Origin of the sequence: Mesorhizobium sp. M4B.F.Ca.ET.017.02.2.1 (assembly GCF_003998955.1) — a bacterium.
Classification (GTDB): domain Bacteria; phylum Pseudomonadota; class Alphaproteobacteria; order Rhizobiales; family Rhizobiaceae; genus Mesorhizobium; species Mesorhizobium abyssinicae.
The window spans coordinates 1-14,233 of the sequence record NZ_RZOF01000014.1 but is presented as its reverse complement, the minus strand read 5'-3'; the positions used below and the strand labels follow the sequence as shown (position 1 = coordinate 14,233).

14 protein-coding genes and 1 pseudogene are annotated in these 14,233 nt (G+C 64.7%); 5 read left to right on the top strand and 10 right to left on the bottom strand.

Annotation, left to right across the window (positions count from 1 at the left end; genetic code table 11):
• Positions 1 to 22: 22 nt before the first annotated feature.
• Together EN738_RS03650 and EN738_RS03645 are read left to right on the top strand one after the other, a co-directional pair.
• Positions 23 to 616 (top strand): histidine phosphatase family protein, encoded by a 594-nt coding sequence (locus tag EN738_RS03650; RefSeq protein WP_127282500.1) that lies wholly within the window; start codon positions 23 to 25, stop codon positions 614 to 616.
• Positions 617 to 715: 99 nt separating this feature from the next.
• On the top strand, positions 716 to 1,378 hold the full coding sequence (locus tag EN738_RS03645) for a hypothetical protein (RefSeq protein ID WP_127282499.1): 663 nt from the start codon (positions 716 to 718) through the stop codon (positions 1,376 to 1,378).
• A gap of 16 nt (positions 1,379 to 1,394) precedes the next feature.
• Here the strand turns inward: EN738_RS03645 and EN738_RS03640 are convergent, their stop codons facing one another.
• The 3 genes from EN738_RS03640 to EN738_RS03630 form a co-directional block, all read right to left on the bottom strand.
• Positions 1,395 to 1,871, bottom strand: a complete 477-nt coding sequence (locus tag EN738_RS03640; protein ID WP_127282498.1) for a DUF2938 domain-containing protein — start codon at positions 1,869 to 1,871, stop codon at positions 1,395 to 1,397.
• Between the two features lie 83 nt (positions 1,872 to 1,954).
• A complete protein-coding gene (locus EN738_RS03635; RefSeq protein ID WP_127282497.1) occupies positions 1,955 to 2,434 on the bottom strand; it encodes a peroxiredoxin in 480 nt (159 codons plus the stop codon).
• 118 nt (positions 2,435 to 2,552) lie between these two features.
• Positions 2,553 to 3,359, bottom strand: a complete 807-nt coding sequence (locus EN738_RS03630; RefSeq protein WP_127282496.1) for a protein-disulfide reductase DsbD domain-containing protein — start codon at positions 3,357 to 3,359, stop codon at positions 2,553 to 2,555.
• Positions 3,360 to 3,540: 181 nt separating this feature from the next.
• Between EN738_RS03630 and EN738_RS03625 the strand changes: the two genes are divergently transcribed.
• Positions 3,541 to 4,149, top strand: a complete 609-nt coding sequence (locus tag EN738_RS03625) for a YqgE/AlgH family protein (protein WP_127282495.1) — start codon at positions 3,541 to 3,543, stop codon at positions 4,147 to 4,149.
• Here the strand turns inward: EN738_RS03625 and EN738_RS03620 are convergent, their stop codons facing one another.
• The 4 genes from EN738_RS03620 to thrC are packed head-to-tail and all read right to left on the bottom strand — an operon-like array spanning position 4,150 to position 10,358.
• Positions 4,150 to 7,038 (bottom strand): EAL domain-containing protein, encoded by a 2,889-nt coding sequence (locus EN738_RS03620; protein WP_127282494.1) that lies wholly within the window; start codon positions 7,036 to 7,038, stop codon positions 4,150 to 4,152.
• A gap of 3 nt (positions 7,039 to 7,041) precedes the next feature.
• Positions 7,042 to 7,638: a GNAT family protein gene (locus EN738_RS03615; protein WP_127282493.1), complete on the bottom strand. Its 597-nt coding sequence runs from the start codon at positions 7,636 to 7,638 to the stop codon at positions 7,042 to 7,044.
• 15 nt (positions 7,639 to 7,653) lie between these two features.
• Entirely contained in the window at positions 7,654 to 8,946 is a 1,293-nt protein-coding gene (locus EN738_RS03610; protein ID WP_127282492.1) for a pitrilysin family protein, read from the bottom strand.
• 14 nt (positions 8,947 to 8,960) lie between these two features.
• Positions 8,961 to 10,358, bottom strand: coding sequence for a threonine synthase (thrC, locus tag EN738_RS03605; RefSeq protein WP_127282491.1), 1,398 nt, complete (start codon positions 10,356 to 10,358; stop codon positions 8,961 to 8,963).
• Between the two features lie 128 nt (positions 10,359 to 10,486).
• Between thrC and EN738_RS03600 the strand changes: the two genes are divergently transcribed.
• Positions 10,487 to 11,209, top strand: coding sequence for a hypothetical protein (locus EN738_RS03600; RefSeq protein ID WP_127282490.1), 723 nt, complete (start codon positions 10,487 to 10,489; stop codon positions 11,207 to 11,209).
• Positions 11,210 to 11,229: 20 nt separating this feature from the next.
• On the opposite strand, the gene EN738_RS03595 is transcribed toward EN738_RS03600, so the two are convergent.
• Positions 11,230 to 11,919, bottom strand: a complete 690-nt coding sequence (locus EN738_RS03595) for an HAD family phosphatase (protein WP_127282489.1) — start codon at positions 11,917 to 11,919, stop codon at positions 11,230 to 11,232.
• Between the two features lie 185 nt (positions 11,920 to 12,104).
• On the opposite strand from EN738_RS03595, the gene EN738_RS03590 reads away from it, so the two are divergent.
• Positions 12,105 to 13,238 (top strand): site-specific DNA-methyltransferase, encoded by a 1,134-nt coding sequence (locus EN738_RS03590; RefSeq protein WP_127282488.1) that lies wholly within the window; start codon positions 12,105 to 12,107, stop codon positions 13,236 to 13,238.
• A gap of 56 nt (positions 13,239 to 13,294) precedes the next feature.
• Here the strand turns inward: EN738_RS03590 and EN738_RS03585 are convergent, their stop codons facing one another.
• Both EN738_RS03585 and EN738_RS03580 read right to left on the bottom strand, forming a co-directional pair.
• Positions 13,295 to 13,906 carry an HAD family phosphatase gene (locus EN738_RS03585; protein WP_127282487.1) on the bottom strand — a complete coding sequence of 204 codons (612 nt, stop codon included), beginning with the start codon at positions 13,904 to 13,906 and terminating at the stop codon, positions 13,295 to 13,297.
• Positions 13,907 to 13,991: 85 nt separating this feature from the next.
• A pseudogene (locus EN738_RS03580) lies at positions 13,992 to 14,233 on the bottom strand (NUDIX domain-containing protein); the annotation flags it as partial.

Genomic DNA, 14,233 nt, shown 5'->3' with positions numbered 1-14,233 from the left:
GCCGGCAGGAAGAACCTCTATCGTGCCGATCGCATACTACATCACGCATCCCCAGGTTCAGGTCGATGCCAACGTTCCGGTGCCGGAATGGGGGCTGTCCGACATCGGAAAGGCAAGGGCGGTCGCAATGCTCGATCAGCCCTGGATCGGGTCGATCCGGCGTATCGTGTCGTCGGCTGAACGCAAGGCGATAGAGACCGCCGAAATCCTCGCGACGCGTCTGCGCCTCGCGGTCGAGGTAAGGGAGCGGATGCATGAGAACGACCGGTCGGCGACGGGTTTCCTGCCGCCGCCGGAGTTCGAAGCCGTCGCCGACCAGTTCTTCGCCAATCCAAACGACAGCATTCGCGGATGGGAGCGGGCCATCGATGCCCAGCGCCGCATCGTGAGCGAGGTCGACGCGGTGCTCGGCAACGACGATCCCGGCGATACCGCTTTCGTCGGCCATGGAGGCGTGGGGACGCTCCTGCTGCTTTCTCTGACCGGGCGGGCAATCAGCCGCGAGGCGGATCAGCCGGCGGGCGGCGGCAACTATTTCGCCTACGATATCGGCGCTCACAGCCTCATCCACGGATGGCGGCCGATCGACAGGGCCTCACCGCGCCTCGATGATTGAGTTGGCCGGACCGGGACAAATCGAGGCTTCGGATTAAATTCAATTTTACGCGTGACGCGATAGACTGCCGCGATCGACCTGGCACGAGGTATTGCGAAGATGTTCGGGCGCAGGACCTTCGGCAAGCAAAAGCACAGCTTTGCCGACCTCAAGAAGATGATGCGTCCGACGCCCGATTCCGATGGCGTGACGCGCGTCTTCTCCAAGGAACTCTGGAACGATCCGAAAATCGGCTCGATGCTGCGCGAACTCGGCTTCGCGCCGGACGACCAGCGCAACATCATGCGCACGGCCGACGACTACATCGCCCTTTTTGCAGCTGCCCGGTACCGGCTTCAGCAGCGCACCGAAACCTTCAACAGCGAGATGACGGCACGCCACGGCTATTGCCGTGCCGCTCCCTTCCTGGTCATCGGCGACACGATCTGGGACGGCGAGCACGGGGCGTTCCTCTATGCCCAGATGGATCTGATCGGCTTCGACGACTGGAATGTCGTCATGCTGGCTGCGGATGCGCGGACCACGCAATTGTGCGGCCTGCCGGCGCATCCGGGCTCGGTGCCGGCGCACACCCAGGCGATGACCGGGCATGTGATCAGATGGAAGACGCGCTACGAATTCGCGCTGGAGGAATTCGGCGTCACCGCCACCGGCGGTCAGGGCGTCACGCGAGAGCAGTTCGAGGCGCAGAAGGGCGCGCTGCGCCAGGAAATCATCGACACTGTCGCCTCGATGAAGCCACGCGCCGCCAGCGGATCGTGACCATTCGCGCCGTCCCTCAGCGGATCAGCAGGGCGGTGCCGTAGAGCCCCAGCGCGAACACCGTGTGCGCGACGAGGTTGAGGGCGCGGATCTGCATTGGATTTGGCCGCTTCGAGGCGGCCCAGCCGGCGCCCATGCCAGGCGCAAGCAGGAACCAGCCGGCGCCGACGGTGACGATCCCCAGGATGAAGGCCGGCAGGAAAGTCGGCTGGGTGAGCCAGGCCGTTCCGGCCAGCACGACCAGGATGATGCCGTAGACGATGCCAACGAAATAATGGAAAGCCCAGCCCAACGCCGCTTCATGCCGGTAGGGCACGGCATCGCCGATGTCGTCGTGGAAGATTTTGCTCCTGAGGTGCCAGACCCAGCGGCCGACCGGCCCCCAGTTCGGCCGCGGCTGGGCAAAGGCCTTGTGGAGGAAAATGGCCCAGACATCCATCAACGCCGTGGCGCCAATGCCGATCGCCACGCTGCGCCAGATCACGTCGAGCATCGGTCAGGTCCCCCAATAGGCAAGAAACGCCAAGCGCTGTCGGGCGCGATCCTTGGCGGTGTGTGGCTCGTCCCGGCTGCGGGCTAGAGCTGTTCCAGGATGTGAGCAGCGCCCGACGTGTCGACACCGGGCTTGGTCTCGACGTTGAGAGCGGTGACCTTGCCGTCTTCGACGATCATCGAAAAGCGCTTCGAGCGCAGCCCCATGCCGCTTGCCGAAAGGTCGTTGTCGAGACCGACCGACTTGGCGAAGTCGCCACTGCCGTCGGCCAGATAGAGGATCTTGTCTTCGCCGCCGGTGAAGCGCGCCCAGGCGCCCATGACATGCGCGTCGTTGACAGAGACGACGGCGATCGTGTCGACGCCGCGCGCCAGAATGGCGTCACGGTTTTCCAGATAGCCGGGCAAATGGTTGTTGCTGCAGGTCGGCGTGAAGGCGCCGGGCACGCCGAACAGCACCACCTTCTTTCCTGCGAAGATCTCGGCCGCCGTGATCGGCTTGGCGCCGTCGGCGGTCATCGTCTTGAAGGTCGCTTCGGGCAGTTTGTCGCCAACGGAGATCATGGAATACCTCGTTCGATGATTGGGAGAGATGGAGGGCAGGACGTGCCCCTGCGATAGCGAAGTCGGATGCTGCCCGCAACTGCCGGGCCGCCTGGAGCAAGAGATGTTGCGATCTGCGTCACGGGAAAGGTAGCAGACCCTCGACCGCGCCGTCGGCGCTGGTCAGCGTGTAGTGCAGCCCGCCATCGGTTGGCGTCGTCGACGGCCGGTCGAGGATCGGCACCGTGAACACCAGCTTGCCGTCCTTCTGGCTGCGCAACGGGGCGCCGAACATATAGTCCCGCTCGCCGGCGACGAAGAAGTCGGCCGCTTCCGGATCGCCCGGGAAGCTCGCTTCGACGACCAGCGTCTCATGGTCGCCCGGCAGCACGTTGACGCCGAAATCGGGCCGTGGCGGCGCCGGCAGCGCCGCGAATGCCGCCTTCACCTGCGCCGCATCCTTGGCGTTGTCCGCGTCGGAAGCCGGGTCGATGGTCAGTCGCGTCTGCACAGGAATGCAGATCGTCTCGCAGATGCCGAGGAAGACATCGGCCACGATGATGGCCGGCTGGTCGGCGGCCGACAGCGTGAAGGTCACCGGCAGCGACACCGGATGGTCGTAGCCGGCCCATTCGCCGTAGCCGTCGTCATGGCGCTGCGGTGGCGGAAACGAGAAGGCGGCGCTCGCCACGTTGGTGCTCGGCGAAATGTCGATCTGCGGCGGCACGCCAGCATCGCCAGGGTCGCGCCAATAGGTTTTCCAGCCGGGCTTCAGCGCAATGTCGAGCACGCCCTGGACGCGCCCGGCCTCGTCGGGCTTGCCGCTGGTGACGAGCCGCACCTGGCCGCCTTCGCTGTTGTACCAGATCGAGGAGGAGGCCGAGGCGGGAATGCTCGTTCCCAATCCAAAGGCGGAGCAGAGCAGCAGGATCTTCAAGCTTTGCATGGCGGTGATTTGATCGTCAGTTCATGGCTGCGCAATGATTTCATCAGCCATTCGGTATCATATTTGCGTGACATCGTGCGCGTGCCAAAAAGCGCGCGGCGCAATCGGCAGCGGCACGCCGGCCGCAAATCGCGCGCGGCGCATCTTTCCGACGCCCGGGAAACGCGTTACCCTCCCATCCATGGACTTGTTGCGCCACAAGAAGACGGCCGCCGGACGCGGCTTTCTCGACGATCAGTTCCTGATTGCCATGCCCGGCATGAAGGACGACCGCTTCACGCGCTCCGTCATCTACATCTGCGCCCACAGCGACGAGGGCGCGATGGGCCTGATCATCAACCAGACGCAGCAGATGCTGTTTCCGGACCTCCTGGTGCAGCTCGGCATCATGAACGAGCAGGAGGCGATCCGCCTGCCGGCGCATGCGCGCGATTTCGTCGTGCGCAACGGCGGGCCGGTGGACCGCAGCCGCGGCTTCGTCCTGCATTCCGGCGACTACCGGGTGGAATCCTCGCTCAGCGTTTCCGACGACATCTGCCTGACCGCCACCGTCGACATATTGCGCGCCATCTCGTCCGGCCGCGGTCCCCGCCATGCGCTGATGGCGCTCGGCTATTCCGGCTGGGGCGCAGGCCAGCTCGAAAGCGAGATCGCCGAGAATGGCTGGCTGACCTGCCCGGCGACGCCGGAGCTTCTGTTCGACGCCGACATCGAGCGCAAATACGACCGCATCCTCGCCTCGATCGGCATCGATCTCGCGCATCTCAGCCTGGCCGCCGGCCACGCCTGATCAGGCCTGCGTCAGCGGATACTGCTCCTTCAGCGTCTTCAGCACCTGCTCGCCGGGCATCGGCGCGCCGAACATGAAGCTCTGAACGTATTCGCAGCCCATCTGGCGCAGCTCCAGCGCATCGCTTTCGTCCGAGATGCCTTCCGCCACGACGGACAAGCCAAGCTCGTGCGCCATGTTGACCATGGACTTGAGCAGCACGGCGCGTTTCGGCGTCGCGTCGTCGACGAAGCTCTTGTCGATCTTGATCGTGTCGAAGGGGAAGCGCGTCAGATAGGACAGCGACGAATAGCCGGTGCCGAAATCGTCGAGCGAAAGCCCGATACCGAGCTGCTTCAGCTTGGTCAGCACATGCGAGGTCTGCTCGGGATTGTCCATCACCAGCGATTCGGTGAGCTCGAGGCGGAAGCAGCGCGGCTTCAGATTGGCGCGCGCGATGACCGAGCGCACGTCGCTGACCAGGTCGCGGCGGATCAGCTGGCGGCTGGAGAGGTTGACCGAAACCGACAGCGGCGCGTCGCCGATCTGCTTCTGCCAGGTCGCCAGGTCCTCGGCCGCCTGCTGCATGGCGAACAGGCCGAGCTGCACGATCAGCCCGCAATTCTCGGCGACGGGAATGAAATCCGCCGGCGGGATCATGCCGCGGCGCGGATGGTCCCACCTGAGCAGCGCCTCGAAGCCGGCGACGCTGCCGTCCTCCAGCCGCACGATCGGCTGGTAGGCGAGGGTGAACTCACGCCGTTCGATGGCGCGGCGCAGGTCGGATTCGAACTGCAGCCGGTCGGTGCCGACAGTGCGGAAGGCCGGCCGGAACGGTTCGATCCTGTCGCCGCCGAAGCGCTTGGCCTGGTGCATGGCAAGCTCGGCGTCCTTGACCATGTCCTCGGACGAGGTCTGCGCCGTCGTCCAGGTGATCAGCCCGATCGAGGCGGTCAGCACGATCTCGCGCTTGGCGAAGGTGATCGGGTTGTTGATTGCATGCTTGATGGCGTCCGCCACCGCGGCGATGCGGGCCGGATCCTGTTCCGACAGCAGCATCAGCGCGAACTGGTCGCCGGCAAAGCGCGACAGCGAATCCTTCGGCTTCAAGAGCCGGTGCAGACGGCGCGCGATGGTGAGCAGGATGGTGTCGCCGGCCGAGATGCCGAGGCCGTCATTGACCTGCTTGAAGCGGTCGATGTCGATGACGAAGACGGTCGGGCGCACCTTGTCTTCGGTGCGGGCGATCGAGATGATCGCCTCCAGCCGGTTCATGAACAGTTCGCGGTTCGGCAGGCCGGTCAGATTGTCGTGCACGGCATCGTGCAGCAGCCGTTCCTCGGATTTCTTCTGCTCGGTGACGTCGACCATGGTGCCGACGCAGCGGATCACCTCGCCGTCCGAGCCGATCACCGGGCGGGCGCGCAGCGCGAACCAGTGATAGTGGCCGTCGGCGCCGCGCAGGCGGAAATTCTGCGCCACCCGGCCGCGACGGTGCTCCAGCACAACGTCGAGCGTGGTGCGGAAGGTGTCGCGGTCGTCGGCGTGCAGTACCGGCAGCCAGTTGCGGGCCGCCCCGCCTAGGCTGTTGGGGGCAAGGCCAAGCTGCAGGCTGACATCCGGCTTGGTGACGACGCGGTCGCGCAGCACGTCCCAGTCCCAGACGATGTCGCCCGATCCGGCGACGGCGAGCGCCTGCCGTTCGAGATCGGAGAACAGGCCCTGATGGGCGCCACCGCCGGCGAAGGCGTGCTGCATGACGGTGAAGCCGATCAGAAGGATGATCAGGATCAGGCCGCCGCCCAGCGCTGGCTGGGCGATATCGTTGTCGAGCATGCCGGTGATCGCCATCCACGACCCGCATAGCCACAGCAAGACCATAACCCAACTCGGCACCAGCATGATCGCACGGTCATAGCCACGAATGCCGAGGAAGATGATCAGGCCGAGCCCGGTCAGCGCGGTTGCCGCGAACGAGATGCGGGCAATGCCGGCCGCCACCGCAGGATCGATGATGGCGACGCCGGCGATCAAGAGCAGGCCGAGGATCCAGACCAGCGCGCCGTAGCTGAAATGGCCGTGCCAGCGGTTGAGGTTGAGATAGGCGAACAGGAACACAACGAAGGTCGCCGCCAGCGCCACCTCCGTTCCGGCGCGCCACATCTGTTCATTGCCGGGCGATATCTCGATGATCTTGTTGAGGAAGCCGAAATCGACGCAGATATAGGCAAGCACCGCCCAGGCAAGCGCGGCCGTCGCCGGGAACATCGAGGTGCCCTTGACGACGAACAGGATGGTCAGGAACAGCGCCAGCAGGCCGGCGATGCCGATGACGATGCCGCGGAACAGCGTGTAGGAATTGACCGAGTCCTTGTAGGATTCCGGATCCCAGAGGTAGACCTGCGGCAGTTTCGGCGAGGCAAGCTCGGCGACAAAGGTGACCACAGTGCCGGGGTTCAGCGTCACCCGGAAGACGTCGGCATCGGGGCTGGTCTGGCGGTCGAGCGCGAAGCCTTCGCTGGGCGTGATCGCGGCGATACGTGTCGCGCCGAGATCGGGCCAGAAGATGCCGGAATTCACCAGCCGGAAATGCGGCGCCACGATCAGCCGGTCGAGTTGCTGGTCGGTGGTGTTGGCGAGCGCGAACACGGCCCAGTCGCCACTCGATCGCGAATCCTTCGCTTCCACCTCGATGCGCCTTACGATGCCGTCGGGGCCGGGGGCTGTCGAGACCTGGAAATTCTCGCCCTGATTCGGGTACAGATCGAAGGCGCGCGAGAGATCGAGCGCCACGTCGTCGCGGGCGATCTTGATCGGCTCGACGGCGAACGCCGGCGAGGCTGCGCAGAGCGCAACGACCATCGCCAGGACAAGGGCGAGCAGCGACGCGAATCGCAAAAAATTCGTCAACTATCAGCCCTTCGTTCCAGCGCCCGGCGGATCGTCCGCGATCCGGGCGTAGAGGTAATGATCCTGCCAGATACCATTGATCCTGAGGTAGGATCGCAGAAGTCCTTCGCGCCGGAATCCGGCTTTTTCAAGCACGCGGATCGACCGGGCGTTGTCGGGAATACAGGCCGCTTCGATCCGGTGCAACCTCAGCGTATCGAAGGCGAAGCGCGACACCAGCTTGACCGCCTCAGTCATCAGACCGCGGCCGCCATAGCGCTCGCCGATCCAGTAGCCGATATGGCCGCTTTGCGCGACGCCATGGCGGATGTTGCCGAGGGTGATGCCGCCGGCGAGCTTGCCGCTCGACTTCTCGAAGATGAAGAAGGCGATCGCGGTGCCTTGCGCGTAATCCTCGCGATAGCGGCTGATGCGCAGCCGCCATGCCGTGCGGTCGAGCTCATCCGGCGTCCAGCGCGGCTCCCACGGCTCCAGGAACGCGCGGCTTTCACCGCGCAGCGTCGACCAATCGCGATAGTCGTTGGTCAGCGGCACGCGCAGCGTGACCTTGTCGCCCTTCAGTGCCGGCAGGTCGCGGCGAAAGAAAGGGAGCGCGAACATGGCGCTTGAGCAGGACTAGACGGCGAGCTTGCGGGCCGTCGTCTGCGGACCCGAAAGCGAATCGAGAATCGCCTCATAGGGCGCCAGCGTCCCCACGGGTCCGACGGCGGTGAGCGTCGGCTTGGTCGAAAACAACCGCGACGAGAGATCGGTGAGCCGCTCGGTGGTGAGCGCCGCCAGCCGTTCCATCAGCTCTTCCTTGGCGATCGGCCGGCCGAACAGAAGCAACTGCCTGGCGATCTGCGAGGCGCGGCTGGCCGGGCTTTCGGCCGACATGATCAAACCGGCGCGGTATTGCGCGCGCGCCCGGTCGAGCTCCTCCTGCAGGATGTTCTCGCCGGCCTTCTGCAATTCGTCAATGATGACCGGCACCAGCTTGGCGATATCGCTCTGCCCGGTCGCGGCGTGCACGCCGAATATGCCGGTGTCGGAAAAGCCCCAGTGGAACGCGTAGACCGAGTAGCACAGGCCGCGTTTCTCGCGCACCTCCTGGAACAGCCTCGACGACATGCCGCCGCCAAGGATCATCGACAGCACCTGCGAGGCGTAGAAATCGCGCACATGATAGGCGCGGCCCTCGAAGCCGAGCACGATCTGCGCGTCCATCAGGTCGCGATCCTCGCGGAAGTCGCCGCCGACATATTGCGCGTATTGCGGAATGCTGCTCTCGGCCTTGGCGCGGAAGCCGCCGAGCCGCTTCTCCACCTCGCGCACGAAATTGTCGTGCTTGATGTCGCCGGCGGCCACGACCACCATGCGCTCGGCGCCGTACTGGCGCTCGATGAAATTGTGCAGCTGCTTGGAGGTGAAGGATTTGACCGTTTCCGGGGTGCCGAGGATCGAGCGGCCGATCGTCTGGTGGCGGAAGGCGGTTTCGGTGAAGCGATCGAAGACGATATCGTCGGGCGTGTCGTGCGCGGCGCCGATTTCCTGCAGGATCACATGCTGTTCGCGCTCGAGTTCTTCAGGGTCGAATTCGGACTCCTGCAGGATGTCTGCCAGGATGTCGACCGCCAGCGGCACGTCGTCGGAGAGCACCCTGGCGTAATAGGAGGTGGTCTCGACGCTGGTGGCGGCGTTGATCTCGCCGCCGACATTCTCGATTTCCGAGGCGATCTCGAAGGCGGTGCGCCTTTTCGTGCCCTTGAAGGCCATATGCTCGAGCAAATGGGCCATTCCGTGCTCTTCCTCACGCTCATTGCGTGCGCCCGACTTGACCCAGGCACCGAGGGCAACGGATTCGAGGCTTGGAAGGGTTTCGGTTGCGACTGTCAGGCCGTTCGACAGACGGCTTACCTCAACACCCATATGGCAAGTACTCCTTAACGCGCCGCCCGCGTGTGGCGTCCGACGTAATCTTCCACCATTTTCAGGTCGGAGGGAAGTACCGTGTATTTTTCGTCGGCTGTCATCAATGCGCCCAGCCATGCCGGCAGGGCCGGCGTGATGCCGCTGGCGGCCTCGACCGCGGCCGGGAACTTGGCTGGATGGGCGGTGCCCAGCACCACCATGGGGACTGCGCCATCGACCTTTCCGGCGGCAACGTGCACGGCCGCCGCCGTGTGCGGGTCGAGCAGATAGTTGCTCGCCGCGAGCGTCGAACGGATGGTGGCGGCGACCTCGTCGACGCTTGAACGGCCGGCGTCGAATTCGGCGCGGATCTTCGCGATTTCGCCCGCCTCGATGGTGAAGGCGCCGGACTGCTTCAGCCCGTTCATGTAGCGCCGCACGGTCTCGGCATCGCGGCCGGCCGCCTCGAACAGCAGGCGCTCGAAGTTCGACGACACCTGGATGTCCATCGACGGCGAGGTCGTGGCGAACACGCCCTTGGTGCGGTATTCGCCGCTCGCCAGCGTGCGCGCCAATATGTCGTTGTCATTGGTGGCGATGATCAGCCGATCGATCGGCAATCCCATCCTTTTCGCGGCATAACCGGCGAAGATATCGCCGAAATTGCCGGTCGGCACGGTGAACGACACCGGCCGGTCGGGCGCGCCGAGCGACAGCGCCGAGGAGAAATAATAGACGATCTGGGCCATGATGCGTGCCCAGTTGATCGAATTGACGCCCGACAACGAGACCAGGTCGCGAAAACCGTGGTCGTTGAACATGTCCTTCACCAGGCCCTGGCAATCGTCGAAATTGCCTTCGATCGACAGTGCATGCACGTTCGCCGCGCTAGACGTCGTCATCTGCCGCTGCTGCACCGGCGAGACCTTGCCGTGCGGGAAAAGGATGAAGATGTCGGTGCGGTCGCGGCTGGCGAAAGCATCGATCGCGGCGCCGCCGGTGTCGCCGGAGGTGGCGCCGACGATTGTGGCGCGCTGGCCGCGCTCGGCCAGCACATGATCCATCAGCCGCGCCAGCAGTTGCATGGCGACGTCCTTGAAGGCGAGCGTCGGGCCGTGGAAGAGTTCGAGCACGAAAGTGTTCGCCCCGGTCTGCACCAGCGGGCAGACGGCCTCGTGGCGGAAGGTGGCATAGGCCTCGCGCACCAGCCGCTCGAAGACGGGCGCCGCGATCTCGCCGCCCAGGAACGGCGTCAGCACGCGAATGGCAAGGTCGGGATAGGCGAGGCCGCGCATGGCGCGGATGTCGGCGGCGGAAAACTGCGGCCATTCGCGCGGCACATAGAGCCCGCCGTCGCGGGCCAGCCCGGCCAGCACCGCGTCGGAAAATCCAAGCACGGGCGCGTCCCCGCGGGTACTCACATATTGCATCGTCACAAGTCCATTGCAGCCGGCGGGTTCATCCACCGCCAATTGGTTAATTTTCCGAGCCGGCTCAGTCGCATTTTCGCCGCGCCGTTGATATACGTCACCAGCTTTGCGAGAGGGAAGTGGAGTTCATGGCGTTTCATTCGGTCAACCGTCGTTTTGTCGCGGGTCTGGCGCTTGCCGGCTTTATGCTTGCCGCCGCCGGCTGCCAATCGAGCGACAATGGCATACTGAGCTTTGGTCTGGGCAAGAAGGACACCCAGGCGCCACCGCCGCCGCAGGACCCCAAGGTGCTTGCCAGCCAGTTGGAGGCCTATTGCCCGAAAGTGACGCTGCGCGACGGTACCGCCTACTTCAACACCTATGCCAAGGGCGGCGCCAAGCCCAGGAAGAAGGCCGACGCCGCGCAGGACGCCGAGGCCGCCGCCGCCCAGACCGCGCCTGATGGCACTATTGTCGATCCCGATCGCGATCCCGCCAAGGTCATCTATCAGGCCTCGATCACCGACGTCACTCGCGATTGCACGCGCGCCAACGGCCAGCTGTCGATGAAGATAGCGGTGGCCGGCAAGGTCGTGCCGGGACCGATGTTCGCGCCCGGCACCATCACCATGCCGATCCGCGTCGCGGTGATGCACGGCACCGATGTGCTCTACTCGCAGATCCACCAGTACCAGGTCCAGGTCTCCGACCCGTCGGCCGCGACGCAGTTCGTCTTCACCGACCAGAACGTCGTGGTGCCGGAACCGACCGCCAAGGACTACCAGGCCTTTGCCGGCTATGACGAAAACACGCCGAAAGCCGCGACCGACAAGGGCAAGCGGAAGAAAAAGGCCGCTCCGGCGACGAACTGAGGTGGGCTGGGGCGGACGCTTCAAGCGTCCGCCGACCATTCCGACAGCGCGGCAATCACGCTTTTCAACTCGGCCCAGCGGCGGATGACCGTCTCCGCGCCGGCTTCGGTCAGCGCGTCGGCGTGGCCGGGATAGCTGTGCGCGGCGCCGGTGAAGCCGATGACGCGCATGCCGGCCGTCCTGGCGCCGGTGACGCCATGCACCGAGTCCTCGATGACGAAGGTGTTTCTCGGATCGGCGTTGAGCCTTTCGGCGGCGTAAAGGAACACGTCCGGAGCCGGCTTGGTCTTTTTGCTTGGGATGTCGAGCCCCGAAAAGATGCGGCCGGCGAAGAACGGCAACAGCCCCACCTTCTCCAGCATGAACTCGACCCGCTCCGTGCGGGAATTCGAGCAGACGCAGCGCTGCACCGTCACCGCCGCGACCGCCTCGCGCGCGCCGTCGATGGCGCGCACGTCGCTGCGCAGCTTGCGGTCGACCAGCTCTTCGGCGCGGCCGATCAGCGAGGCCTGGAACGGGATGGCGGATTTCTCCTCGACCCGCATCATGATGTCCTTGAAGGTCAGTCCGGCATAGGTCTCGGCCAGTTCCTCGGCCGAGATCTCATACCCGGCCGAGGTCAGGAGCTCGGCCTCGATGCGCGCGGCGATGATTTCGGAATCGACGAGCACGCCGTCGCAATCGAAGATGACAAGGTCTGGCTGGGGCATGGCAATCCGGAACGCGGGAGAAAGCTGGCCTGATACGGCTCAGGCGGCGCGGCATACACCAAGCGGCGGGGCTTCGCAAATTCACGGCAGGTCTCGACCGGGGCAGTCCCGCCCTTCATCGAATATTTACGCTGATCGGTAACCATAACGGACAGTAAACAGTAACGCGTGCCTTGGGTGTAAAAATGTCAGCCGTGCGTCTTATCGACGAGCTCTCCCGCGCTCCCCAGCAATCCGAATGGCTGGACACCATCCTCAAGGGCGACTGCATCGCGGCCCTCGAACGGTTGCCCGAAAAATCCATTGACGTCATCTTCGCCGATCCGCCCTATAACCTGCAGCTCGACGGCGACCTGCACCGGCCCGACCAGTCCAAGGTCGATGCCGTCGACGACGACTGGGACCAGTTCGAGAGTTTCGAGGCTTATGACGCCTTCACCCGCGCCTGGCTGCTGGCGGCGCGGCGCGTGCTGAAGCCGAACGGCACCATCTGGGTCATCGGCTCCTATCACAACATCTTCAGGGTCGGCGCCAAGATGCAGGATCTCGGCTTCTGGATCCTCAATGACGTCGTCTGGCGCAAGACCAACCCGATGCCGAACTTCCGCGGCCGCCGCTTCCAGAACGCGCATGAGACGATGATCTGGGCCTCGCGCGACCAGAAGGCCAAGGGCTACACCTTCAACTACGAGGCGCTGAAGGCCTCGAACGACGACGTCCAGATGCGCTCCGACTGGCTGTTTCCGATATGCACCGGCCAGGAGCGGCTGAAGAACGACAATGGCGACAAGCTGCATCCGACGCAGAAGCCGGAAGCACTGCTCGCCCGCATCATGATGGCCTCGACCAGGCCGGGCGACGTCGTGCTCGATCCCTTCTTCGGCTCCGGCACCACCGGCGCGGTGGCAAAGCGCCTCGGCCGCCACTTCGTCGGCATCGAACGCGAGCAGGCCTATATCGACGCCGCCAATGAGCGCATCGACGCAGTGCGGCCGTTGGAAGGCGCCGACCTGACCGTATTGTCCGGCAAGCGCGCCGAGCCGCGCGTCGCCTTCATCAGCCTGATCGACACCGGACTGATGCAGCCCGGCGCCACCCTCTACGACGCCAAGAAGCGCTGGGCTGCCAAGGTGCGCGCCGACGGCACGGTGGCGATCGGTGACAGCGCCGGTTCGATCCACAAGATCGGCGCCGAGGTGCAGGGGCTGGACGCCTGCAACGGCTGGACCTTCTGGCATTATGAGCGTAGCGGCGGCCTCACCCCGATCGACGAGCTGCGCCGCATCGCCCGCCTCGGCATGGAGCGGGCAGGGGCCTGAGATCCCGCTGTTAAAGTTGAATCAGAAATTCAGCGGATCGTCCGAAGCGATTCAAATCAGGCCCTGATCCCGTAACGCTCGAGGTCCGTCTTGAGCGTTTCGGCGTCGGTGAACAGCACCGACTGCCAGCCGGCCGCCCTGGCGCCGTCGACATTCTTCTGGCTGTCGTCGATGAATAGCGTCGCGGACGGTTCGAGGCCGAACGCGGCGACATGATGATCGTAGATGGCGCGATCCGGCTTGATCTGGCGGATGTCGGCCGAAACGGTCACGCCGCGCGGACGGTTGAGGAAGTCGAAGCGCTGCCGGGCTTCGGCAAGCGTATCCGAGGCAAAGTTGGTCAGCATGGTGACATCGTGGCCGGCCTCGATCAGGCCGACCATGATGGCGACGCTGTCGTCATAGGCATGCGGCACCATCTCGTGCCAATGCCGGCGGAAATTGCGAATATTCTCCGCATGGCCCGGGTATTCGCCGATCAGCAGCGCTTCGGCCTCTGCCCATGTCCGCCCGCGGTCCTGCTCGAGGTTCCAGTCATGCGTGCAGACATTGTCGAAGAACCATTTCCGCTCCTCGGCATCGGGGATCAGGCGGCTGAAGGGAAGGTCCGGATCGTAGTGGATCAGCACCCTGCCGATGTCGAACACGATGTGGCGGATTTCGGTCATGCCTGTCCTTTCAATGCGGGCGCTGCCTTAGCGCATGTCGCCCAAAAGTGCAGCGGTTTGGGATAGCGTGTCGCGCGTGACCCGGTCACACGCGACGCGCTTTGGTCGCGCCCGGTATCGCTGCCTCGATTACCTTTTTCATGACGGTGGGCAGCGCCTCCCCGGAAATCTCATGGGCCAGCGACCAGAAATGCCCTTCCGGCGCATCACCTTTGATGTGGGCATGAAAGACTTCGAGTTCGAGCGCGAAATGGGTGAAGACTTGCGCGATCCGGCCGGCGCGTCGCCAGTCAGCCGCAAACGGCGCCCCAGCCTCCGTGGTCGCGC

What these genes read in the sequence shown, in the direction of transcription:
- EN738_RS03630 (WP_127282496.1), bottom strand. Translation starts at nt 3,359, where the DNA reads ATGCAAAGCTTGAAGATCCTGCTGCTCTGCTCCGCCTTTGGATTGGGA.
- EN738_RS03645 (WP_127282499.1), top strand. Translation starts at nt 716, where the DNA reads ATGTTCGGGCGCAGGACCTTCGGCAAGCAAAAGCACAGCTTTGCCGAC.
- EN738_RS03600 (WP_127282490.1), top strand. Translation starts at nt 10,487, where the DNA reads ATGGCGTTTCATTCGGTCAACCGTCGTTTTGTCGCGGGTCTGGCGCTT.
- EN738_RS03640 (WP_127282498.1), bottom strand. Translation starts at nt 1,871, where the DNA reads ATGCTCGACGTGATCTGGCGCAGCGTGGCGATCGGCATTGGCGCCACG.
- EN738_RS03615 (WP_127282493.1), bottom strand. Translation starts at nt 7,638, where the DNA reads ATGTTCGCGCTCCCTTTCTTTCGCCGCGACCTGCCGGCACTGAAGGGC.
- EN738_RS03625 (WP_127282495.1), top strand. Translation starts at nt 3,541, where the DNA reads ATGGACTTGTTGCGCCACAAGAAGACGGCCGCCGGACGCGGCTTTCTC.
- thrC (WP_127282491.1), bottom strand. Translation starts at nt 10,358, where the DNA reads ATGCAATATGTGAGTACCCGCGGGGACGCGCCCGTGCTTGGATTTTCC.
- EN738_RS03585 (WP_127282487.1), bottom strand. Translation starts at nt 13,906, where the DNA reads ATGACCGAAATCCGCCACATCGTGTTCGACATCGGCAGGGTGCTGATC.
- EN738_RS03635 (WP_127282497.1), bottom strand. Translation starts at nt 2,434, where the DNA reads ATGATCTCCGTTGGCGACAAACTGCCCGAAGCGACCTTCAAGACGATG.
- EN738_RS03590 (WP_127282488.1), top strand. Translation starts at nt 12,105, where the DNA reads ATGTCAGCCGTGCGTCTTATCGACGAGCTCTCCCGCGCTCCCCAGCAA.
- EN738_RS03610 (WP_127282492.1), bottom strand. Translation starts at nt 8,946, where the DNA reads ATGGGTGTTGAGGTAAGCCGTCTGTCGAACGGCCTGACAGTCGCAACC.
- EN738_RS03595 (WP_127282489.1), bottom strand. Translation starts at nt 11,919, where the DNA reads ATGCCCCAGCCAGACCTTGTCATCTTCGATTGCGACGGCGTGCTCGTC.